At 64.3% G+C, this 22,402-nt stretch carries 19 protein-coding genes; 1 reads left to right on the forward strand and 18 read right to left on the reverse strand.

Features of this window, described 5'->3' with window-relative positions; all coding sequences use genetic code 11:
* Window positions 1-101: 101 nt before the first annotated feature.
* From LOM8899_RS08140 to LOM8899_RS08160, 5 genes are all read right to left on the reverse strand, one after another.
* Window positions 102-2,540 carry a GcvT family protein gene (locus LOM8899_RS08140; protein WP_093991705.1) on the reverse strand — a complete coding sequence of 813 codons (2,439 nt, stop codon included), beginning with the start codon at window positions 2,538-2,540 and terminating at the stop codon, window positions 102-104.
* Window positions 2,540-3,421 (reverse strand): phosphotransferase, encoded by an 882-nt coding sequence (locus LOM8899_RS08145; RefSeq protein WP_093991706.1) that lies wholly within the window; start codon window positions 3,419-3,421, stop codon window positions 2,540-2,542. Before LOM8899_RS08145 ends, LOM8899_RS08140 begins: the two co-directional genes overlap by 1 nt.
* Window positions 3,418-5,451: an ABC transporter permease gene (locus LOM8899_RS08150; protein ID WP_093991707.1), complete on the reverse strand. Its 2,034-nt coding sequence runs from the start codon at window positions 5,449-5,451 to the stop codon at window positions 3,418-3,420. Before LOM8899_RS08150 ends, LOM8899_RS08145 begins: the two co-directional genes overlap by 4 nt.
* Window positions 5,448-6,518: a quaternary amine ABC transporter ATP-binding protein gene (locus tag LOM8899_RS08155; RefSeq protein WP_093991708.1), complete on the reverse strand. Its 1,071-nt coding sequence runs from the start codon at window positions 6,516-6,518 to the stop codon at window positions 5,448-5,450. Before LOM8899_RS08155 ends, LOM8899_RS08150 begins: the two co-directional genes overlap by 4 nt.
* 99 nt (window positions 6,519-6,617) lie before the next feature.
* A complete protein-coding gene (locus tag LOM8899_RS08160) occupies window positions 6,618-7,556 on the reverse strand; it encodes an ABC transporter substrate-binding protein (RefSeq protein ID WP_093991709.1) in 939 nt (312 codons plus the stop codon).
* Between the two features lie 171 nt (window positions 7,557-7,727).
* Here LOM8899_RS08160 and LOM8899_RS08165 point away from each other — a divergent pair, with 171 nt between their 5' ends.
* Window positions 7,728-8,498, forward strand: coding sequence for a DeoR/GlpR family DNA-binding transcription regulator (locus LOM8899_RS08165; protein ID WP_093991710.1), 771 nt, complete (start codon window positions 7,728-7,730; stop codon window positions 8,496-8,498).
* 55 nt (window positions 8,499-8,553) lie between these two features.
* Here the strand turns inward: LOM8899_RS08165 and LOM8899_RS08170 are convergent, their stop codons facing one another.
* The 13 genes from LOM8899_RS08170 to LOM8899_RS08230 form a co-directional block, all read right to left on the reverse strand.
* Entirely contained in the window at window positions 8,554-9,057 is a 504-nt protein-coding gene (locus tag LOM8899_RS08170) for a hypothetical protein (protein ID WP_093991711.1), read from the reverse strand.
* Between the two features lie 110 nt (window positions 9,058-9,167).
* Complete coding sequence (locus LOM8899_RS08175; RefSeq protein WP_093991712.1) at window positions 9,168-10,094, reverse strand: choline/ethanolamine kinase family protein; 927 nt, start codon at window positions 10,092-10,094, stop codon at window positions 9,168-9,170.
* 12 nt (window positions 10,095-10,106) lie between these two features.
* Entirely contained in the window at window positions 10,107-11,507 is a 1,401-nt protein-coding gene (locus LOM8899_RS08180) for a TRAP transporter large permease (protein ID WP_093991713.1), read from the reverse strand.
* Window positions 11,508-11,515: 8 nt separating this feature from the next.
* Entirely contained in the window at window positions 11,516-12,148 is a 633-nt protein-coding gene (locus LOM8899_RS08185; RefSeq protein ID WP_093991714.1) for a TRAP transporter small permease subunit, read from the reverse strand.
* Window positions 12,149-12,205: 57 nt separating this feature from the next.
* Entirely contained in the window at window positions 12,206-13,219 is a 1,014-nt protein-coding gene (dctP, locus tag LOM8899_RS08190) for a TRAP transporter substrate-binding protein DctP (protein ID WP_093991715.1), read from the reverse strand.
* 112 nt (window positions 13,220-13,331) lie between these two features.
* On the reverse strand, window positions 13,332-14,183 hold the full coding sequence (gene aguB / locus LOM8899_RS08195; RefSeq protein WP_093991716.1) for an N-carbamoylputrescine amidase: 852 nt from the start codon (window positions 14,181-14,183) through the stop codon (window positions 13,332-13,334).
* Window positions 14,184-14,951, reverse strand: coding sequence for a carbon-nitrogen hydrolase family protein (locus tag LOM8899_RS08200; protein ID WP_093991717.1), 768 nt, complete (start codon window positions 14,949-14,951; stop codon window positions 14,184-14,186).
* On the reverse strand, window positions 14,951-15,982 hold the full coding sequence (locus LOM8899_RS08205; RefSeq protein ID WP_093991718.1) for an extracellular solute-binding protein: 1,032 nt from the start codon (window positions 15,980-15,982) through the stop codon (window positions 14,951-14,953). The genes LOM8899_RS08200 and LOM8899_RS08205 overlap by 1 nt, the downstream gene beginning before the upstream one ends.
* A gap of 16 nt (window positions 15,983-15,998) precedes the next feature.
* Window positions 15,999-16,817 carry an ABC transporter permease gene (locus LOM8899_RS08210; protein ID WP_093991719.1) on the reverse strand — a complete coding sequence of 273 codons (819 nt, stop codon included), beginning with the start codon at window positions 16,815-16,817 and terminating at the stop codon, window positions 15,999-16,001.
* Window positions 16,817-17,734: an ABC transporter permease gene (locus LOM8899_RS08215; RefSeq protein WP_093991720.1), complete on the reverse strand. Its 918-nt coding sequence runs from the start codon at window positions 17,732-17,734 to the stop codon at window positions 16,817-16,819. Before LOM8899_RS08215 ends, LOM8899_RS08210 begins: the two co-directional genes overlap by 1 nt.
* Window positions 17,734-18,813 (reverse strand): ABC transporter ATP-binding protein, encoded by a 1,080-nt coding sequence (locus LOM8899_RS08220; protein WP_093991721.1) that lies wholly within the window; start codon window positions 18,811-18,813, stop codon window positions 17,734-17,736. The genes LOM8899_RS08215 and LOM8899_RS08220 overlap by 1 nt, the downstream gene beginning before the upstream one ends.
* Window positions 18,810-20,147 (reverse strand): pyridoxal phosphate-dependent decarboxylase family protein, encoded by a 1,338-nt coding sequence (locus LOM8899_RS08225; RefSeq protein ID WP_168770498.1) that lies wholly within the window; start codon window positions 20,145-20,147, stop codon window positions 18,810-18,812. Before LOM8899_RS08225 ends, LOM8899_RS08220 begins: the two co-directional genes overlap by 4 nt.
* Window positions 20,147-22,219, reverse strand: coding sequence for an oxidoreductase (locus LOM8899_RS08230; RefSeq protein WP_093991874.1), 2,073 nt, complete (start codon window positions 22,217-22,219; stop codon window positions 20,147-20,149). The genes LOM8899_RS08225 and LOM8899_RS08230 overlap by 1 nt, the downstream gene beginning before the upstream one ends.
* Window positions 22,220-22,402: the final 183 nt, after the last annotated feature.

A 22,402-nucleotide genomic window follows, 5' to 3' on the forward strand; every position in this document is an offset into this window, starting at 1 on the left:
CACTGTCCGACGCATGAAGCAAACGATACGGGCGCCCAAAGTGGCGCCCTTTTTCGTTTCCGGTCAATGACCTGCCGGGCGATACCGCCCCGGCACGGCCATCAGCATTTGACCCGCTCCATCTTGGGATCGTAGAGCGGCGAGAGCGTGGCCTCGCAGGGCACGCGCACGGTGGCGACTTCGAGTTCATAGCGCCCGGAGAGCACGAAATCCCGCGTCACCCCATCCGTGTGCCGCACATAGCCCATGCCGATGGATTTGCCCAAGCTGTGCCCGAACCCCGCCGATGACAGGTAGCCGACCCGCACACCGTCGCGGTAGATCGTCTCCCGCCCTGACAGGATCACATCCGGCGCGGCGGTGAAGGTGGTCATCATCCGGTTGACCCCTTTGGCGCGCTGTTGTTCGACTGCGGCACGGCCCTTGAAGTCGATGTTCTTCTTGAGTTTCACGGCAAAGCCCAGCCCCGCCTCGATCGGCGTATAGTCCGGTCCGATGTCGGACCCCCAGGCCCGGTAGCCCTTTTCCAGCCGCAGCGTTTCGATCGCCCGGTAGCCCGCATTGCGCAGACCGTGCTCGGCCCCGGCCTTGTGCAGCGCCGCATAGACCGTCGCCGCGTATTCGACCGGCAGGTGCAATTCCCAGCCCAATTCGCCGACATAGGTGATCCTGAGCGCCATCACCGGGCAGCCTGCGATCCCGATGGTCTTTGCGGTGCCGAAGGGGAATCCCTCATGGCTGACGTCGTCGCGCGTCACCGCGCCGAGGATCGCCCGCGCTTTCGGCCCGAAGAGCGACAGCACCGCATTCCCGGAGGTGACGTCGACGAGTTGCGCGTTCATCCCCTCGGGGATGGTTTTGGCAATATGATCAAAGTCATGCGTGGCAAAGCCGGTGCCGGTGACGATGTAGAATTCGTCCTCCTTGACCCGTACGGCCGTCAGATCGCATTCGATGCCGCCGTGGTCGTTGAGCATCTGGGTGTAGGTCAGGGACCCCACCGGGCCGCTCACGTCATTGGCGGCGATCCAGCTCAGCGCGGCTTCGGCGTCTGGCCCTTTGAGCGTGAACTTGGCAAAGGAGGTCTGGTCAAACAGCACGGCGGCCTCGCGGGCGGCCTTGTGTTCGCGCGCCACGGCGCTGTGCCAGTTGGGCCGCTCGAAGGTGTAGATGTCCTTCGCCACCTCGCCCGGTTCGGCGAACCAGTTGGGCCGCTCCCAGCCCAGCTTTTCCCCAAAGACCGCGCCGCCTTTCAGCAGCGTGTCATAGAGCGGCGAGCGGCGGCAGGGCCGGCCGCTGTCGTGCTCTTCGGAGGGCCATGCCATGGTGTAGTGCTTGCCGTAGGCCTCGTAGGTCCGCGCCCGCACCCAATCGGTGTCGAAATGCGGGCGGCCAAAGCGCCGGATGTCGACGGACCAGAGATCATAGGGCGGCTCGCCCTTGGCGACCCATTCGGCTAGCGCCATACCCGCGCCACCGCCTGCCGCGATCCCGTAGGCGTTGAACCCCGCGCCGACGTAGAAATTGCGCAGTTCGGGCGCTTCGCCGAGGATGAAGTTGCCGTCGGGGGTAAAGCTCTCCGGCCCGTTGACCAGTTCCTTGACCCCGGCGGTCTCCAGCGCCGGAACCCGCCCGAGCGCCAGTTCCATCATCGGCTCGAAATGTTCGTAGTCGCTGTCGAGCAGGCTGTAGTGGAACCCCTTGGGGATGCCGTTTTCGGCCCACATGATCGGGTTGGGCTCGTAGCCTCCCATGACAAGCCCGCCGACGTCCTCCTTGTAGTAGGTCAGCCGGTCGGGGTCGCGCAGGGTCGGCAGATCGGGGGTCACGCCGTCGATCTTTTCGGTGATCATGTATTGGTGCTGCACAGAGACGAGCGGCACGTTCACGCCGACGGTCTTGGCAAACGCCCGTGTCCATTGCCCGCAGCAGGCGATGACGACCGAACAGTCGATACGTCCCTTTTCGGTCTCGATCCCCTTGATGACGCCCTTGTCGACGTCGACGGAGAGCACCTTCGTGTCCTCGAAGATCTGCGCCCCGGCCATCCGCGCCCCTTTGGCGAGAGCTTGGGTAATGTCGGAGGGGTTGGCTTGTCCGTCAGTGGGCAGGAAAGCCGCACCGACCACGTCATCGACCTGCATCAGCGGCCAGAGGTCTTGGGCCTCTTTGGGCGTAAGCAGTTGCATGTCGAGCCCGAAGGAATGGGCGGTTGTGGCCTGCCGCTTCACCTCGGTCCAGCGTTCGGCGTTGCAGGCCAGCCGCAGGCCGCCGTTCATCTTCCATCCCGTCCCGAGGCCGGTTTCTTCCTCGAGCTTGTCATAGAGGCTGACCGAATAGCCCAGAAGTTGGGTGATATTGGCGCTCGAACGTAGCTGCCCGACGAGGCCAGCGGCGTGGAAGGTGGTGCCGGAGGTGAGCTTTTTACGCTCCAGCAGGACCACGTCCCAACCGAGCTTGGCCAGATGATAGGCGGTGGAGCAGCCGACGATGCCGCCGCCGACGATCACCGCTTTGGCGGTTGTTGGGAAATCTGCCATCAGGGGCGCTCCTTGGTCTTGAATTGGGCATAGGCGCGGGCATAGCGCTCTAGGTTCTTGGCCGTGTAGTCGGCGTAGTCGAAGTCGAGCGCGGAGGTCCGTTCGGACACCATGCTCCACATGGTTTCACGCAACAGCGAGGCGCATTTCATCGCGCTGTAGCTGTGCCAGAGAGCGGCGCTGGGCCGGGTGCCGAAATAGCGTGTGAGCATTGCGGCTTCCGCCTCTTGCCCCAGATCGGCGTTGGTGGCCAAACCGCCAAGGTCGAAGAGCGGCGAATTGAACCCGGCGTATTCCCAATCGATCAGCCAGAGCCTGTCCGGCCCGCGCAGGATATTGGCGGGCAGCAGGTCGTTGTGGCCGAGCACGAGGTCGACCGGACCGACCGCGCGTTCCAGATCTCGGGCCTGATCCAGCAACTCGTCGAGCTTGGGCACGTGATCGGAGGCAAGGCTGCGCAGGGTGCCGGCATAGTCCCGCAGGATGTGAAACACCCAGAAGGTCAAGACCGGTCCGCGCAGGTGCAGCGGCCCCTCGCCGTGAAGCCGTCGGACCAGATCGACGGTTTGCAGCAGCATCGCCTCGTCGTGCAGATCGGTCTCGCTGAGTGCTGTGGCCTCGACGAAGTCGAGCACCAGAACCCCGGCCTCATGGTGATGCACCCCCGGCGCGATCCCGGCGGCATGGGCGGCCCGGCTGACCGACAGTTCGTTCCAGCGCATCACCATGTGTTCGGGGATGTCTCCGCCGAGCCGGACGACATAGTCGCGACCCTGATCGCTGATCCGGATATTCTCGTTGGTGATGCCACCGTCGAGCGGGGTCGCATCGTGCGGTGCCACCCAACAAGACAGCCCCATGGCCTTTTCGATACCGGTCATGCCCCTGCCCTCAGTCTGGCTTCGGACCGTTTGGCCAGCGCCGAGACGATCCTGTCTGCGATGATCGCGATGAAGGCCACCGAGAGGCCCGCCACGATGCCTTGCCCCGTATTCGCTGCCGTCAGGGCGATATAGACCTCCTGCCCCAGATCGCGGGTGCCGACGAGGGCCGTAATCACCAGCATCGACAGCGCCAGCATGATCGTCTGGTTGAGGCCGAGGAGCATTTCGGGGGCGGCCAGCGGCAGCTTGATCCGCCAGAGCAATTGCCGCCGGGTGCATCCCGAGACCAGCCCTGCCTCGATCATCTGCGGATCAATCGAGCGGATGCCATGCGCGGCGTAGCGCACTGCAGGCGCCAAGGCATAGAGCACCACGGCGATCATGGCGCTGAAATCCCCGACCCGGAACAGCATCACCACGGGGATCAGGTAGACAAAGCTGGGAAGCGTTTGCAGCGTGTCCACGATGGTGCCGAGCACGGCATTGGCCCTGTCGTTTGTGCCCGCCCAGATCCCAAGCGGCACGCCGATGACATAGGCGATCAGCACTGAGGCCCCGCAGAGATAGACCGTGGTCATCGCCTTGTCCCACAGGCCGGAGAACGCGATGAAACCGCTCATCAGCACCGCCATGAGGCCAAGCCGCCAGCCGCCGATCTTCCACGCGGCCAGCCCGATGGCGATGATCCCCCATGCCCACGGAATGCCGGTGAAGAATTTCTTGATCGGCAGCAGAAGGTAGGTGAGCACGGTCGTCTTGATCGCCTCGAACGTGTCGAAGTAGTTGACGTTGACGTATTCCATCGCCCGCTCCCAGAAGGCGCTGGTGGTCAAGGTGGCGCTTTCGGGGTAGTCGCGCAGCCCCGGCATCACTAATCCGGCCAGATAGGTGGCGACGACGACGGCCAGCACGGTGATCAGCCAGGGGTGCCGTTTGACGTAGCTTTGACCGGGGTCTGCTAGCACGGTGGGAGCCCGCCGCGCAAAGGCCTGGCTGAGACGGTCGAGTGCGACGGCCATGACGACGATCGCCAGCCCCGCCTCGATCCCGCCGCCGATATCGAGCCGCCGCAGGGCGCTGAGCACGTCGAACCCAAGCCCGCCGGCCCCGATCATCGAGGCGATGATCACCATGTTCAGCGTGAGCATGATGACCTGATTGACGCCAACCATCAGCGTGGGTGTGGCCGATGGCACGAGCACCTTCCACATGAGCTGCCGCCGCGTGCAGCCGACCATCCGCCCGGCTTCGACGATCTCTTCGGGCACGCCGCGCAGGGCGAGGATCGTCACCCGCACCATCGGCGGCATGGCGTAGATGATCGTGGCGACGAGTGCGGCCACCGGCCCAAAGCCGAACAGGAACAGGATCGGCACGAGGTAGGCAAAGACCGGAACCGTTTGCATCAGGTCAAGGAGCGGCCGCAGCGCCCGGTCGACCACCGGCACCCGGAAGGCGAGGATGCCGAGCGCCAGCCCGCCGACCGCCCCGAGCGGGACAGCGATCAGCACCGAGGCCAGCGTGATCATCGCGCTGTCCCACTGTCCAAAGACCGCGAGGTAGACGAAGCAGGCCCCGACCAACAGCGCCAGCCCACAATCCTTGGCATAGCGCCCGAGGGCTACCATGACGACCGTCACCGCGATCCACGACAGCTCTGGCGCGATCTGGTTCGCCGCCGAGCCCTGCCCGTCCATGAACCCTGTGGCCAGCGCCGAACGCACGACCGTGTAGGGCGCCTCGATCGCCGCCGAGATCGCGCGGGTCAGGTCTCGCACCGTGAACAGCCCGAAGCTGGCGTCCTCGACCAGCCAGCGCAGTGCTTCGCTGACCCAGCTTTCGGTGGGTAGTTGCAGCGCCGCCGGAAACCGCACGATCCAGCGTGCATCGAACGCCTTGTAGAGCGCGAAAGAGTAGGTCGAGAACGCCCATGTCGCCACAAACAGCGCGAGCCAGAACAGCCACGGTTTGCGCCACCACGCGTTGACCGGAGCGAGCCGCAGGGGGGTGTCCGAGGTCAGGCTCATGGTGCCGCCTCGGAGAGCGCACGCAGCACGAGATGCGCGTCGATTTGCCCGATGATCTGGCCGGTCGCATCGGTGACGGCAAAGGGCGCATCGGCCGCCGCGACGCGCTGGGCCGCCTCGTTGAGCGTGAGCGTCGCCGCGAGGGAGCCGTGGTGCGCCGCCGTGGCATCGTGGGGCGCCATGATCGAGCGGACCCGCAGCACCTTGCCGCGGGGGATGTGCTTGGTAAATTCGGCGACGTAATCGGTTGCAGGGTTGAGGATCAGCTCTTCGGGGGTCGCTGTCTGGACGATCTGCCCATCCTTCATCACCGCGATCCGGTCGGCCAGCCGGATGGCCTCTTCGAAATCGTGGGTGATAAAGACGATGGTCTTGTGCAGCAGGTTTTGCAGGCGCAGGAATTCGTCCTGCATCTCGCGCCGGATCAGGGGATCGAGGGCGGAGAACGGCTCGTCGAGGAACCACAGTTCCGGCTCGCCCACGAGGCTGCGCGCGATGCCGACCCGCTGCTGCTGGCCGCCGGACAGCTGGCGGGGATAATATTGCTCGCGCCCCTCAAGCCCGACGGTGCGGATCATCTCCATCGCGCGGGCTTCGCGGGTGGCCCGGTTGAGCCCCTGAACATCCAGCGGGAAGGCCACGTTTTGCAACACCGTCAGGTGCGGCAACAGGGCGAAGTTCTGAAACACCATGCCGACCTTGGTGCGGCGCAGCGCGATCAGGTCCTTTTCGGACATGGACAGAAGGTCGGTGCCGTCGAATTCGATCGCCCCCGCCGAGGGTTCGATCAGCCGCGAGAGGCAGCGCACGAGCGTGCTCTTGCCCGAACCGGAGAGCCCCATGATCACGAAGATCTCGCCCTGACGGATCTGCACGTCTGCGTCGCGCACCGCCCCCACGACGCCAGCGGCCTGAAGATCCTCGAAACTGGGCCGGTTCGACGGATCGGCCAGCAGCCTGTCGATATGCGGGCCATAGAGTTTCCACACGCCACGGCAATCCAGTTTGACGGGCCGCTCGGCGGCGGAACCGGACGCGGGCTGGCCCGAATTGGCGGGGCTGTTCATCGGCACCTCTGGGGTTGGTCTTTTTATTGAAACGCGGCAACCCGCCGGGCGGACAGAGGCTTACCCCCTGCCCGCCCGGCCATTCCGCGCCTTTGCGGACTAGTTGATCCAGGCTTGCCAGGTCGCCTCGTTGGCCGACATCCAACCGGCAGCGGCGTCTTCGACACTGACCCCGTCGAGATCGATGGAGGAAACGAGCGCCCCCATTTCGTCGTTGGTCAGGGTGTATTCGCGGATGATCTCGGCGGCACCGGGCCATTTCTCGTCGATACCTGCCCAAGCGACCTTCCAGATCGGGCCGGTCGGCTTGCCGCAGTCATAGGCGGCGTTGGGGTTTATCCCCACCGAGGGGTCGTTGTAGCACTCTGCGGAATAGGGCGGAAACTCGACGAAGCTGCCCTCATACTTGGCCGGAGCCCAATGCGGCGAATAGAGCCAGAGCACGATAGGTGCCTGCCGCTGATAGGCCGATTCAAGCTCGGCAAAGAGTGCTGCGTCGGTGCCTGCGTGGACCACTTCGAAATCCATGCCGAGGGCCTCGACACGCTCGTCATCGAAGCCTCCCCATGTCACCGGGCCGCCCAGATAGCGCCCGAACGGCGCGGTTTCCGGCGTGGAAAACTCGGAAGCGCAGGCGTTCAGAGCCTCCCAATCCGGCAGGCCGGGGCAGCGCTCTTCCATATAGGCGGGATACCACCATTCCTCGACGGCGGTCATACCGCCCTCGCCCATGTTGATCACGTCGCCGCTGGCGACCGCCTCGTCCATCGCCTCGCGGCCCGTGGTTTCCCAGATCTCGACGCCGACGGTCAGATCGCCGGTCTTGAGCCCGGCGAATTGGGCGATGTAGTCGGCCTGCACCAGTTCGGTGTTGTAGCCGGCCTCCTTGAGCACCTCGGCGAGGATCGTGGCGTTGACGATCTGGCCGGTCCAGTCGTGGGTGGTGATCCGGATCGGATCGGTGCTGTCCTGCGCCGTCGCGGGCGCCGCGATTGCAAGGCTCAGTGCTGTGGCCACAAGGGCCGTGGTGTTACGCATTTATCATTCCCCCAGGTTGGTTTGATGCCCTCGCCATGCTGGAAGGCTTGCCCTCAGCGTCACCAAATTCGGGCATTTTGCAACCATTTTTGTGAGTAATTGTTGTTTTACCCCCCAAGTTCGGACATGTTGACCTCATATTGACCAGTGGACACGTCACAGCCGCCCGAAATGGAAACGCAGAAAAACCATACCCAGCAGGCGATCCTGCAAGCGCTGCGCAAGGCGGGCGGATCGCTGAGGATCTCGGCGCTGGCCGACACGTTGGACGTGTCCGAGGAAACCATCCGCCGCAATGTGAAACGGTTGGAGCGCACCGGCACCGTGGAAAAGCTGCACGGCGGCGCCCGCTTGCGCGAGTTGGAGGACGAGGGCGATTTCCGCGACCGGTTGCAACGCAACCCCGACGCCAAACAGCGCATCGCCCGCGCGGTCGCGGCGCTGCTGCCGGACGATTGCTCGATCTTTCTCGATATCGGCTCCACCACCGCCTTTATCGCCGACGCCCTGCGTGACCATCAGAATCTGGTGGTTGTGACCAATTCGATCTCGGTGGCCTACAAGCTGGCCACCCGCAACGGCAACCGGGTCTTCATGGCCGGCGGCGAGCTGCGCGCCCATGATGGCGGGGCCTTCGGGTCCGAGGCGATGGCGTTCGCCAACAACTTCAAGACCGACTACGCGATCCTGTCCGCCGCTGCGCTGAATGCGATCGACGGGCTGATGCTGTTCGATCTGGAAGAGGCGCTGTTTTCCCGCGCGATCCTGACCAATGCCGGCCGCCGGATCGTGGCCGCCGACAGCAGCAAGTTCAACCGCCGCGCCCCGATCACCGTCTGCGCCCCGCAGATGATCGACTTGATCGTCACCGATGCCCTGCCCCCGACAGAGGTGCGCATGGCCGCGGAGGTCTGGGGCACCGAGATCAAGATCGCGACGTGATCGGCCGCGCGCCGCCAGTCAGCCGCCCAGCTTCAGCATCCACGAAAATGTCGGCTCAGCGTGCGGCTTGCCGCTTGCTCTGTTGGGTCGGGAATCCCCGAAAATCGCCCTCGGGCGCCATCGCTGCGCCTTTGGGGCTGTCGAGATAGCCCAGCCGCCGCAGCTTTTCGCGGTAGCTCGGCTTGGCCATCCGGGCGTTCGACCTGGATGTGAGCCGCTGAAACTGAAGAATGCGGTAGCCGCCGCAAATCAGCAGCGCCAGCGCCCCGAGCGGCACGAGTTGCCAAGTCTCGCGGATATAGTCCATCAATGGAAGGAACATCACGAAGGTCAACGCCGCCGAAAGCATCACGGCGTTGAGCGACATGTGCAGGACGAAGAAGGTCTTGCGCACCCCCGACATCAGCTCCCATTCGGTGCAGGCGTCGGAGTGATCGTTGTAGCTCTGGCACTTGCGACATTGGATATAGGGCTCGCCGATGGCGTTGTAGCTTTGGGTATAGCCGCCGGTCAGGCTGGTCCCGCAATTGCCGCACTTTCTATTGACATAGGTGACCATCGAAATCCCTCGAACTCAATCCGTCTTGTTGGCCTCGGTATCCCGCAGCAATGTGGCATTTTTTGGGAAGCCGTTAGAACCATTCAGTTTTTCGGGGGTCTCGGGTCGCGTTATCGCCGCAGGGCCTGCAGGTGCGCATCCCATTCGGGGCTGTTCATCAGGGCTTTGCACCGATCGAACCGGCCGGTGGCATAGGCCCAGAAATCCTCGGCCGTGTTCCCATCTGCGTGCTGGATCAGCCCCCAGAGCGTCCAGAGCAGATCGCACATCGCCTTGTAGATGACCATGCGCCCGGTTTCGGCCTCGGTCGGTGCGCGCCCGAAATAGGCCCGCATCAATTCGGCATCCTGGGCGGCGTCCATCCCGGCCTCGACCGAGAGATCGCCGACGTCCCAAAGCGGGTCGTTCATGCCGGAATATTCCCAGTCGACGATCCACATCGTGTCTCCGTCGTCGAGGAAGTTTTCGCACAAGGGATCGCAATGGCAGGGCGCCAGAGGCACTTCGGTCTCGGCGAGGAGCGTCTTGACCGGCTGCGCCGCGGCGACGATGTCGTGGTAACCTTCGGGCAGCGTGACGTCCTTGGTCGACAGCACCTTGAGGTAGTCGTCGATCATCGCGAACAGCTCGAACCGGAACTGGAACGTCTCACCGGAGCCGTGCAGTTTCGCCAGCGCAGCACCCGCCCGCGCGGCGGAGCCCTTGCGGCTGCCGAACCCCTCGGGCGTCATGGTGGTGATGCCTTCGATGGCGCGGGTGATCATCACGCCGCTGCCCGCATCGGCCCAGAGCACCTCGGGGGCCACACCGGCCGCATGGGCGGCGCGGGCGTTGTGCACCTCGACGGCGCGGTCGATATAGGCCTCTGTCCCGGCGCCGGGGATACGCACGATCACCCGCTGATCCCGACCCTCGACGAGGTAGACGAGGTTGGTCAGGCCGCCCTGCCGGGTCAGCGTGACCTCGGATGCGGTGACCCCCTCGAAACCGGGGGCGTTTTGCAGCGCGTCGATGACGGGGGTTGGGTCGTCGGTCATTGAGGTCTCCGGTCAGGCGAGGCTCGGTAGCCACAGGACAATGCTGGGAAAGGCCACCAGCAATGCGATGGTGATCCCGTCCGCGATGAAGAACGGCGTCACGCCGCGAAACACGTCCTGCACCGTCAGATCGTCGCGCACGCCGGCCACCACAAAGCAGTTGAGCCCGATGGGCGGGGTGATCAGGCAGAACTCGGCCATCTTCACGACCAGAATGCCGAACCAGATCGCGCACATCGGCCCCGACATCCCGAAGGCACTGTCGGCGGCGGCGACGTCGACCCCGCCGTTCAGCGCCATCACCGCCGGGTAGACGACAGGCAGCGTCAGCAGCAGCATCCCGATGGCGTCCATGAACATCCCCAGCACCGCATAGGCCAGCAGGATGCAGACCAGCGTCAGCATCGGAGATTGCTCCAGCCCGCTGATCCAATCGGCAAAGGCATGAGGCAGATCGGCGAACCCGAGGAACCGCACATAGATCAGCACCCCCCAGATGATCGTGAAGATCATCACACTGAGCTTGGCCGTCTCAAGCAGGGCCGATTTCAGCTCGCCCCAGCGCATGCCTCGATAGAGCGCCATGAGGAACACCACGAAGGCTCCGAGTGCGCCGCCTTCGGTGGGCGTGCCCCATGCGTCGCCGCCGAAGGGGTTGTAGACGAAGAAGATGATGATCACGACGACGAAGACGATCGGCAAGGCGGGCGGCAGCGAGGCGAACCGCTCACGCCAGGTGAACCCGCCGACGGGCGGCCCGAAATTGGGCAACGCCAGCGCCATGCCGATGATCAGCGAGGCATAGACGAAGGCCGAGAACACCCCCGGCACGAAGCCTGCCAGCAGCAGTTTGCCCACGTCCTGCTCGACGATGATCGCGTAGATCACGAGGATCGCGGAGGGCGGGATCAGCGAGGCCAGCGTTCCTGCCGCCGCGACGACACCCGCGGCGAAGCGTTTGTCATAGCCGATGGCGAGCATCTCGGGAATCGCGATCCGTGCAAAGACCGCCGCCGTGGCCACCGAGGCCCCGGACACCGCCGCAAAGCCTGCCGTGGCAAAGACGGTCGACACCGCCAAGCCCCCCGGCACCCACGCGATCCAGCGTTTTGCCGCCTCGAACAGCGCCTTGGTAAGCCCCGCGTAATAGGCCAGATAGCCGATCAGGATGAAGGTGGGGATCAGGCTGAGTGCTTGGCTCGACACCTTGGAATGCGGCACCTGCCCCGCGGTTTTCACCGCCACGGTCAGCGCCCAGACGAATTCGTCGGAGGCGTAGTCCTTCTTGTCCCAGAAGATCCAGATCAGCCCGACAAGCCCCGCCAGCGCGGCGGCAAAGGCCACCCGCATCCCGAGCACGACAAAGACCAAGAGCCCTCCGGTGACCCAGAGTCCGATTTCGATGCTATCCATATCGGCCCCTAATCATCCCGTCCGGAGAGTTGTTCGGCCTCGAGCCGGGCCTGCGTGGCCACGTCGATCACCAGCGGCACCGCGACGGGCGCGTCCGTGCCGGTGCGAAACGCCCGCCCATAGCCCACCAGCTGCAACACCAGTCGCACGCAGAGCACCGCAAAGGCCACCGGCGCCAGCAGCTTGGCCGGCCAGATCGGCAGGGCGATGTCCATCGAACTGTCGCGGCTCCAGAGCGGCGAGCCGAAATCGAAGCTGCGCTGGAAATGCGCCCATGTGCCCCAGACCAGCAGCACCATCAGCACTAGCACCGCGAAGGTGGTGAGGAATTCGGCGGCATAGAGCACCCTGCCCTTGAGCGCGCCGACCACCATGTCCATCCGGATATGCCCGCCGTCGCGCTGGGTATAAGAGACCCCCATGAAGGCGATCAGCGGCATCGCCTGTTCGATCCAGTCGACATAGCCGGGCAGCGGCGCGTTCATCACGTTCCGCCCGCCCACGGACACCACCGCCAGTATCATCAGCCCAAAGACCGCAAGCCCGCTGAGCAGCGCCAGCACCCGTTCGAGTTTGTAGAACGACCGGTCCAAGCGGCTGAGCGTGGAGTCGTCTTGTAATACCTGTGCGCCGCCCGCCATGGTTCGCCCCCGTTAATGTGCGCCCCCGGACCCGCCGGGTCCGGGGGCCGCGTGGTCTTACATGCCGGTTTCGGCGATCTGGTCCGTCACGAAATCGAGGATCTCTTGCGCGGGCAGACCCTTGGCGGCGTTGTCTTCGACCCATGCTGCGGCAGCAGGCCCGGCCACGGCATCGCGGAAGGCGGTCAGTTCCGATTCCGGATAGGAGATCTGTTCGATCCCCCGCTCTTCCAGCGCCGGCCCCCAAGCGGCCATCGTCTCGCCGTTGTAAAACTCGATGTAGTAGTCGAGCGCCTCATCGACCGAGGAGAGCAACGCCTCCCGCTCGCTATCGCTCAGATCGGCCAGGGCGTCGGAGTTGACCACCACCGGGCAATTCACGGTGCCGGGGTTGAGGTTCGTCGTCCACCAGGAGGCGCTTTCGATGGTGCCGAAGGACATGTGCGCGTGCGGTGCAAAGGACACTGCCTTGACGACGCCGCTGTCCATCGCCTGTCGCACTTCGCTGGCGGTCATCGAGGTCGGCACGGCGCCGACGGCGGCCATCGCGGCCCCGATCCCGCCGACCGCGCGGACGGACATGCCTTCGTAATCGGCCAGCGTCATCGGCGCGTCACCCGACCCCACGATGTTATACTGAGGCAGCGGCGAGGGCATCAGAAGCGTCGCGTTCCAGCGCGCCAGATCGGCCACAACGGCCGGGTGCTGATAGAGCGCCATGCTGACGGCGGCCTCTTGCTCGAGGCTTTCGATCCCGAGGAACGGCAGTTCCAGCACGGTGATCGAGGGGTTCTTGTCGGCGTGATAGCCGGCACAGAACTGCGCCATTTCGAATGCCCCGATGGAGATCCCGTCGAGGTTCTCACGGTTGTTCGACAGGCCGCCGTAGCTGATGTTGAGCGTGAACTCGCCGCCGGTCTTTTCGCTAACCAGCTCGGCCAGTTTCTCCACATGTTCGGTAAAGGCCCGCCGGGTGCCCCAGAGCGAGACATTCCATTCGGTGGCCATGGCTTCTGTGGCGAAGCCAAGGATGAGCGCCGAGGCGGCAACGCGCCCGAGATATTTGTTCATTTGGTATCCTCCCTAGGATTTTTCTTATGCCGGGAGGATAGGCGACTGAAACCAAATGCCAACCCGGAATGTCACCGAAGCCGCCCGCAGCCACGCGGCGCGCCAAATCCCGTCAGACAGTGCTGATCGCGCCGTAGGTTTCGGGCCGCCGGTCCCGGAACAACCCCCAAGCCTCCCGGTTGCGTGCGATGGCGCCCAAGTCCACGGTGGCGACGGCAATGCCCGGTTCGGCGTCCATGTCGGCGAGGAGCCCGCCGGTCTCGTCGGTGATGAAGCTGCCGCCGTAGAAGTCCATCTTGGGTCCGACCGCTTCGGTGCCGATCCGGTTGCTGGCCGCAACCACGCACATGTTGGCCGCGGCGTGCCCCTGCATCACCCGTCGCCAATGCGCCAGCGAGTGCACGTCCGGGTCGTTCGGCTCTGACCCGATGGCCGTCGGATAGAGCAGCACGTCCGCCCCCATCAGCGCCATCGACCGCGCCGCTTCGGGGAACCATTGGTCCCAGCAGATGCCCACACCGATGCGCCCCGCGGCGGTGTCCCAGACCTTGAAGCCGGTGTTGCCGGGGGTGAAGTAGAACTTCTCCAGATAGCCGGCGCCGTCGGGGATATGGGTCTTGCGGTAGACGCCCAGCACCTCGCCCGTGGCGTCGATCATCGCCATGGAGTTGAAGAACTGCCGCTCTGTCCGCTCGAAGAAGCTGACCGGGATCACCACGCCCAACTCTGCCGCGAGAGCCGCGAAATGTGCGATCAGCGGGTTGCCCTCGACCGGCTTGGCCAAGGCGAGGTGATCGGGATCGATCTCGCTGCAGAAATACGGCGTCTCGAACAGCTCTTGCAGCAAGACCAGTTGCGCACCCTGCCCGGCAGCCTCGCGCACCAGCCTCGTGGCTGTGTCGATATTGGCCGCACTGTCCCATGTGCAGGCCAATTGCGTGACGGCAAGGGTGAGCGTGCTCATCTAGGGCTCCTTTGCGGGGCGGTAGTCGGACAGTTGCGTCGAGAACGGAATACCGTTTTCAAGCAGATCGGTAGGCTGTTCGGCCACAACGAGCCCTTCGCCCTTGCCCTTGCTGCCAAGGGGATAGCCATCGGGGCCGGCAATGACGCTGTAGCCCACATAGGTCAGATCGCCCTCTGTCCCTGTGTAATTCGCATAGACGATGGTGATGCCGTTTTCGAGCGCGCGGCCCGGCACCTGGATCAGGTTGACGTTGACATAGGGCATCATGTTGGCGGTCGGGCAGAGAATGACCTGAGCGCCCGCCCGCGCCAAAGCCCGGCCGTGTTCGGGGAATTCCACGTCGTAGCAGATCAGCAGCCCGAACCGATGCTCCAGATAGTCAAAGGTGACATGCTGTTCGCCTGGCGTGAACAGCCGCTTTTCGCGCGGACCGAAGAGCTGCACCTTGCGGTAGCGGGCCAGCTCCTTGCCCGTGGCGTCAAAGGCAAAGGCGCTGTTGTAGACGCGCGGGCCGTCGTATTCCGGCAGTCCGATCGTCAGCCCGACGCCGTGGGTCCGGCAGAGGCCGGCCACGGTCTCGTTCACCACACCCCAGCCCTCGGGCGGGGTTTCGGTGACGGCGTTGTAGCCGGGCAGGAACAGCTCCGGCATCACCAGCATGTCCACACCGCTCTGCGCAGCACCCTTCAGGGCGCTGTGCAGGATGGCGATGCCTGCCGGAATATCTCCGGCAGGCGACCGCGATTGATACAGGGCCAGTCGCATCAGGAACGCAGCCGTGTCCAGATCTGGTCGTAGACCTCCTGGGTCGCCTGATCGCAGACCGCGATGAAGGCACCGGGACCGGCCCCTTCGCGCGGGGTGTTTTCCGGGCTGCTGGCCAGCGCCGGATCGGTGAACTCGGCCGCGCCTTCGACGCCTGCCGCATATTGCGCATAGTTCGTCACGGCGGCGATGTTTTCGGGCTCCAACAGGAAATCCATGAACAGGATCGCATTGGCCCGGTTCGGCGCATCCTTGAGCAGCACGACGTTGTCCATCCAGACCACGTAGCCTTCGTCCGGATAGGCGTATTCGATATTGGCACCTTCCTCGCGGGCCTTGGCCGAAAAGCCGTTGTAGATCATGCCGGCCGCGGCATCGCCGGAAACGAGCACGTCCTTGGCAATGTCGGACCCGAAGGAGGCCCAGCTTTCGCTGGCGGTCTGGAGCAGATCGTCGAGCGCGCGTAGCTGATCGCGGTCGGTCGTGCATTGCGGGATGCCCAAGTGCAGCGAGGCCAGCGCCATCACTTCACCTTGGCTATCCAAGACGTTGATCTTGCCCGCCAATTCCGCCGGTGGGTCGAACAGGATCGCGGTCGAGTTGATGTCGCCCGCATAGACATCGCGGTTCACCGAGAACGAGGTCGAGCCCCACTGATAGGGGATCGAATGTTGCCGACCCGGATCGAAGGCCACGTCGACCCACTGCGGCTGGATGTTGCCGAAGTTGCTGAGTTCGCCCGGTGCGATGGTGTCGAGCAGGCCTTCGCCCGCCATGATCTGCACCATGTAGTCGCCCGGCACGGCCACGTCGTAGGAGCCGAGCGTACCGGCCTTGAGCGAGGCCAAGAGCGCCTCGTTGCTGTCGTACGTGTCGATGGTGACGTCGATGTCGTATTCCGCCTCGAATTTGTCCACCAGTTCCTGCGGGATGTATTCGAACCAGTGATAGACCGACAGGCTGCCTTCGGCGGCGGCGGCCTGCGCGGTCATCACGAGGGCCGTGCTGGTCAGTAAGCTCTTGAGTGTCATCGTCTTTCTCCTGTTGTCATGCGGTTGTGTCCGGATCGGCACCGCGTTTGCCGATGAAGTAGCTGAGCGTCACCAAGGCGATCGAGAACACCAACATCAGCGTCGACAGCGCCATGATATTGGGTTTGATCCCCTGTTTGACAGATCCAAAGATCGCCGTGGGTAGAGTTTCGACCCCGGCGCCCTTGATGAAGTTGGTGATGATGAAATCGTCGAGGCTGATGATGAAGGCGAGCAGAAAGCCCGAAACGATCCCCGGCCCCATGATCGGCATCAGCACATAGCGAAACGTCGGCCATCGCCCGGCGTAGAGGTCTTGGGCCGCTTCTTCGTAGCTGGCCTCAATCCCTTGCAATCGCGCCGCAATCGGCAGGTAGGCAAAGGGAATGCAGAAGACGATATGCGCCACGAGGATCGACAGGGTGCCCAGTTGGAACCCGATGGCGGAAAAGAAAATGAGCGTCGCCACCGCTGTGACGATCTCCGGCACCATGATTGGCAGCGAGATCAGCGCGAAGCTCGCCGATTTGCCCTTGAATTTGCCGCCCCGGATCATCCCGATGGCCGCCGCCGTGGCGATCACCGTGGCGACGCTGGCCGCCATGACGGCGATGGAGAGAGAGTTCCACGCCGCCAGCTTGAACTTCTCGGATTCCGGCCCGGTGAAGACGTCCGCATACCAGCGCAGCGAGAACCCGCCCCAGGTGGTGATCGAGAGGCTGTCGTTGAAACTGTATATCATCACCACGATCAGCGGCGCATAGAGGATGAACAGGCACGCGCAAGTAATTGCGAAAAAACCGGAATAGTGCCTTATGTCAAAGCGGCTGCGCATCAGACCTGATCCCTTGCCTGCGCACGCGCATAAAACATCAGCACCACGAGGACCATGCTGAGAAGGATCATCGAGGCTGCCGCCCCGAACGGCCAGTTGCCGGCGTTGCCCTTGAACTGTTCTTCGATGAGCGAGCCGATCATGAAGGTCTTGGCCCCGCCCAGAAGGTCTGGCGCGAGGAACGCCCCGAGCGACGGCACGAACACGAGGATGCAGCCTGCGATGATCCCCGGCTTGACCACTGGGATCAGGATCCACCGCAGGATCGTCCACTTCGGTGCGTAAAGGTCTGATGCGGCTTCGGAAAAGGCAAAATTATACCGTTCAAGCGCGGCATAGATCGGCAGCACCATGAACGGCAAATAGGAGTAGAACAGCCCCAGTTGCACAGCGGTGTTGGTGTTGATCAGCTGCAGCGGGCTGTCGAATAGCCCAATCCCCATCAGCGCGTCGTTCAGCGGGCCGTTGTCGCGGATCAGGAACTTCATCGACACCGTGCGGATCAGCAGGTTCACCCAATAGGGTATGGTCACGAGGAACAGCCAGACGGCCCGTGTCTTGGTCGGCCGCGTGGCGATGTAATAGGCTGTGGGAAACCCGATCAACAGGCAGAGGATCGTAGCACCCGTGGCCTGCACGATCGAACGCGCAAAGATCGTGATGTAGGCCCATTCGATTTTTGGCGGATCGTCGCCAAAGAGCCCCCGGTCGAACAGAAACTGATCGTAGGCGGCAAGGCTGAATTCCCAGATAACGCCGCCCCGGAACTCCTTGGTCAGAAACGAATAAACCAGCATCAACAACACGGGCACGAGCAGGAATATCCCGATCACCAGCCATGACGGCGCCAAGAGGTAGTTGCGCACCGGTGCGAAGGTGCTGGAGATCGTGCGCCCGCTGCCTGTTCCTGCTGCCATCAGTCCACCAGAAACCGGGCGGCGTGATCCGCGATGCTGACATGCACCGGACCGCCATGTTGCAGGGGCACGGCGCCGGTCTGGCTGTTTTGCATCCGCACGGTAAGCCGCAGGTCGCCGGCCAGGGTGACTGTGTATTGCGTATCCGTCCCCAGATAGACCGCGCCGTCCAGGGTGCCCGGCAGGCTGTCGCCGGAGGGCTTGGAGCCGGTCAGCGTCAGTTGCTCGGGCCGGATCGAGATATATCCCGTCTGGCCGGGTGCCGCCGGCTGATTGGCCAGTGCGGTGATCGTCTCACCCCCGGCCAGAACGCAATCGATCCGGTGCTCGTCCACTGACTGAACTGTGGCTGCCAAGAGATTGGTTTCCCCGATGAAATCGGCAACGAAGCGATTGGCCGGAAACTCGTAGATCTCGGACGGCGTGCCGATCTGTTGCACTTCGCCCGCCGACATGACGGCGATCCGGTCGGACATCGACAGCGCCTCTTCCTGATCGTGGGTGACGAAGATGAAGGTGATGCCCGTATCCCGTTGAAGTTCCTTGAGTTCTGCCCGCATCTCCTGTCGCAGCTTGAGGTCGAGCGCGGAGAGCGGCTCATCGAGCAGCAAGACCTTGGGCTTGGGGGCCATCGCGCGGGCCAGAGCGACCCGCTGCTGTTGTCCGCCCGACAATTGGCTGGGCATCCGGTGAGCAAAGCTGTCGAGCTTGACCATCGCCACCATCTGTTTGACCCGTGCGGCAATGTCGGCGTCCGACCAGCGCAGCATCCGCAGCCCGAAGCCGATGTTGTCGGCCACGTTCATATGTGGAAACAGGGCGTAGTTCTGGAACACGGTGTTCACCGGCCGCTTGTCCGGCGGCAGGTTTTCGATCTCGTCGCCATAGAGGAATATCGCCCCGGCGGTCGTTTCCTCGAACCCGGCGATCATCCGCAAGAGCGTGGTCTTGCCGCATCCCGACGGCCCCAGCAGCGTGAAGAATTCATTGTCGGCGATGTCGAAGCTGACGTCCCGCAAGGCGGTGAACGTGCCGAAATCCTTGCGCACGTTTTTCAGGGCGACAGCGGGGGCGGTCATGGCAGCGTCCTTAGAACAGTCAGGACGTGGTCGGGATCGGTGTTGGGATTGACCACGCATATGCGCAGCACCTTTTCACCGCGCCACCGGGTCGGCAAGCACAGGAGCGCGCCGCTGCGCCTTTGCGCCTCGGCCCATGCGTCGATGGCGTCGTCGTCGAGCCCGGGTGCCCGGAAAAGCAGCACAGTCAGTTGCGGGCCGAGGATCAGCTCCAGCCCCGGCGTGTCGGTGATCCCCTGCGCGATGGCCTCTGCGATGTCGCGGGTCTGCCGGATCGCCTTGGCGTAGGCCTCGGTGCCGTAGGTGACCAGCGAGAACCAGAGCGGCAGCCCCCGCGCCCGCCGCGTCAGGTGGATCGCGTAGTCGGACGGGTTCCATGCCTGCCCGTCGAGCGTATCGAGATAGGAGGCCCTCTGCCCGTGCGCCGCGCGACCCTTGGCCGGGTCCCGGTAGAGCAGCGCACAGCTGTCATAGGGCGCAAAGAGCCATTTGTGCGGATCGACGGTGAAGCTGTCGGCCTGTTCGATCCCGTCGAACTGCGCCCGCTGCGTCGGGTCGGTCATCGCGGCCAGCCCGTAGGCGCCGTCGACATGCAGCCAAAGCCCCTGCTCTGCCGCCAGCCGTGCAAGCCCCGCCAGATCGTCGATCGCCCCGCAATTGGTGGCCCCGGCGTTGGCGACGATGGCGAAGACGCCGCTGGTCTGTGACAGCGCGTGCCGGGCGCTGTCGGCATCCATCCGCCCGCCTTCGTCGGTGGGCACCGAGATGACTTCGGCATCCATCACGCGGGCGGCAGCGGTGATGGAGCTGTGCGCCTCGGCGCTGGCGAGGATGCGCCACCGGTCCGGTCGCGGTCCGGGATAGGCCGTGCGGGCCGCGTGCAACGCCGAAAGGTTGCCCATCGTCCCGCCCGAGACAAAGACCCCGCCCGACGTCGCTGGCCAACCGGCCAGCGAGGAGAGCCACGCAAGTGCCTGATTCTCGGCATAGATCGCCCCGGACCCGCCATCCCAGTTGCCCGCGAATATCCCCGCCGAGCCGAGCACCGCGTCGAACCCCAGCGCCGCCGGGCTGGGCGCAGAGGCGACGAAGGCGAGGCTGGTGGGGTGATCGAAGGGCCGCGTCGAGGGCACGATGACGTCCGAAAACAGCGCAAAGGCGCGGGCGCTGTCCATCCCCTTGGCCGTGATCGCCCCGTCCAGCCGGGCCGCGAGCGCGGCGACGCTTTGTGCGCCGTGCCGTGGGTCCGGCCCGCGCTGAATCCGCTGGTTGGCCCAGTCGAGCATCGCGTCGAGCGCCTTTGGGTTCGGCGGGAAAACGGTGTCCTGCGTCATCAGTCGGTGGCCAGGGCTGCGATTTCGCGCCGGAACGGGAGCGCGTCGCCGATGGAGGCTTCGTCCAGTTCACGCGCGTAGCGGTGCCCGGCATAGGTCGCCCATGCGATCGGTCCGGGCGCATTGGCGTCGCCGATGAGCCGCACCGATTTGATCCCCGCATCGGCCCAGTCGGCCTCGCGGGTCTTGAGGGCCGTGTGCACCCCGTCGTCCGGCTGCCGCGAGGCGACGACGACGACCGCGTCGCAGACCAGCGGGCTGACTGCATCGGTGAACACATCGTTGATCAGCACATGATCCGCGCCGATCCCGGTGACGCCCCGATTGGTCAGCAGACTGACCCGAAGCCCGGCCAGTTTGCGGTGGATCGCGGTCTGTTCCAAGGTGTTGACCGTCCATTCCGAGACATAGGCCGCGGGGGTGATCAGCGTCACGGTGCAGCCGGATTGCACGAGCAACTCGGCCAGCACGCCGCCCATGTAATAGTGATCGTCGTCATAGAGGACGACGTGGCCGAGGGGACGCTCGCCCGCCATCAGATCATCGGGCGTGAACACGGGCATCGCGGGGTCGATGGGCATCGGCACGACGTGCTGCCGCGCCACGCCGTCGCGCCGCCAATGGCTGCCTGTGGCGATACAGATGTTCTCGAAGCCGAAATCGAGGATGTCCTCGGCGCTGAGCCGGCTGTCGAAATAGGTTTCGACGTTGGGCTTCTGGCTGATTTGATAGGTTCGGTAGTCCGCCACGCGCCCCCATGCGGACAGCCCCGGCAGCAGCCGTTCGCGGGCGACGCGACCGCCGAGAGTGGTGCCCGCCTCGGCCAGCGCCACGTCATAGCCGCGCTCGGCGCAGGCCCGCGCCGCCTCCAGCCCGGCGGGGCCGGCGCCCACGATCAAGACCGATGACGACGCCCCTTTGGCGGCGATCCGTTCAGGGTGCCAGCCCTTGCGCCATTCCTCCATGAAAGTCGGGTTCTGGGTGCAGCGGCTGATCGACATGGTCATGTCGCCGGTGATGCAGATGTTGCAGCCGATGCATTCGCGGATGTCCTCGATCCGGCCTTCCTCGATCTTCTTGGGCAGGAACGGATCGGCGATGGAGGGCCGTGCGCAGCCGATGAAATCGAGCGTGCCGGAGGTGATCTGCTTGACCATCACGTCGGGCGAGGTAAACCGCCCGACCCCGACGACGGGCTTGGAGGTCAGCGATTTGATCCCGGTCACCAGATCGAACTGCGCCGCCTCTTCCTTGAACCGCGAGGGTCCGGAGCAATCCTCCCACGCACCGTGGGCCAGATCCCACAGATCGGGCAGATCGGCGTGCATCTCGACGAAATCGCGGACCTCGGAATTGGCAAAGCTCAGATCGCCCATCATCTCGTCGAGCGACAGCCGCAGGGTGAGGCCCATGGTGTCACCGACCTCGTTGCGCAGATCCTCGACGACTTCGCGCACGAACCGCGCCCGGTTCTCGAGGCTGCCGCCGTATTCGTCGGTCCGGTGATTGGTGACGCGGCTGAGAAAGTGCTGAAAGATGCCGAAGCCATGCGCGCCGTAAAGGCAGATCAGGTCGAAACCCGCCATCCGCGACCGCTTGGCCGCGTTAACGAACCAGCGCCTGAGATCGCGGATGTCGGCCTTGTCGAGCGCGCGCGCACTGACCGGATCGTTGGTGAAGGTGCGGATCGGCATGGCTGACACCGCCAGCGGCACCTCCTTGGTATAGAGGTTCGGACCGTTGACCCCGGAATAGGCAAGCTGGATGCCCGCCAGGCTTCCGTGTTCCTTCATCCGGTCGGCCATCTTGGCGATCATCGGGATATCGGCGTCGTCCCAGAGCCGAAGCTCGATGAACGGGGTGATCTCGGAGGTGTGGTGCATCTCGCATTGTTCGGTAAAGATCACGCCCCAGCCGCCCTGCGATTTGATCCCGCGCATCTCTGCCGCCGCCGAAGGATCGCGGTAGCCGCCGCCGTTGCAATGCGGCACCTGATAGAACCGGTTCTTGGCAGTCACCGGCCCGATGGCCATCGGCTCGAACAGGATGTCATAGCGGCTGTCGCGAGCCATGTCGGCACTTTCCCCTTGATGCTGCCACGCCTTGCCGGCGCGGTCTTTTGCTGCAGGCTGGTCAATTTCGCCGCCAAGGGAAAGAACCAAGGCCGGAACCGCTGATTAGGCTGTTGCTAAGCATTGGATAAATGTGCCGGAATGGTCAAAACTTGGGCGCTGCGATAAGCCCTGCGCAAGTAA

This window comes from Flavimaricola marinus (assembly GCF_900184895.1).
GTDB lineage: Bacteria > Pseudomonadota > Alphaproteobacteria > Rhodobacterales > Rhodobacteraceae > Flavimaricola > Flavimaricola marinus.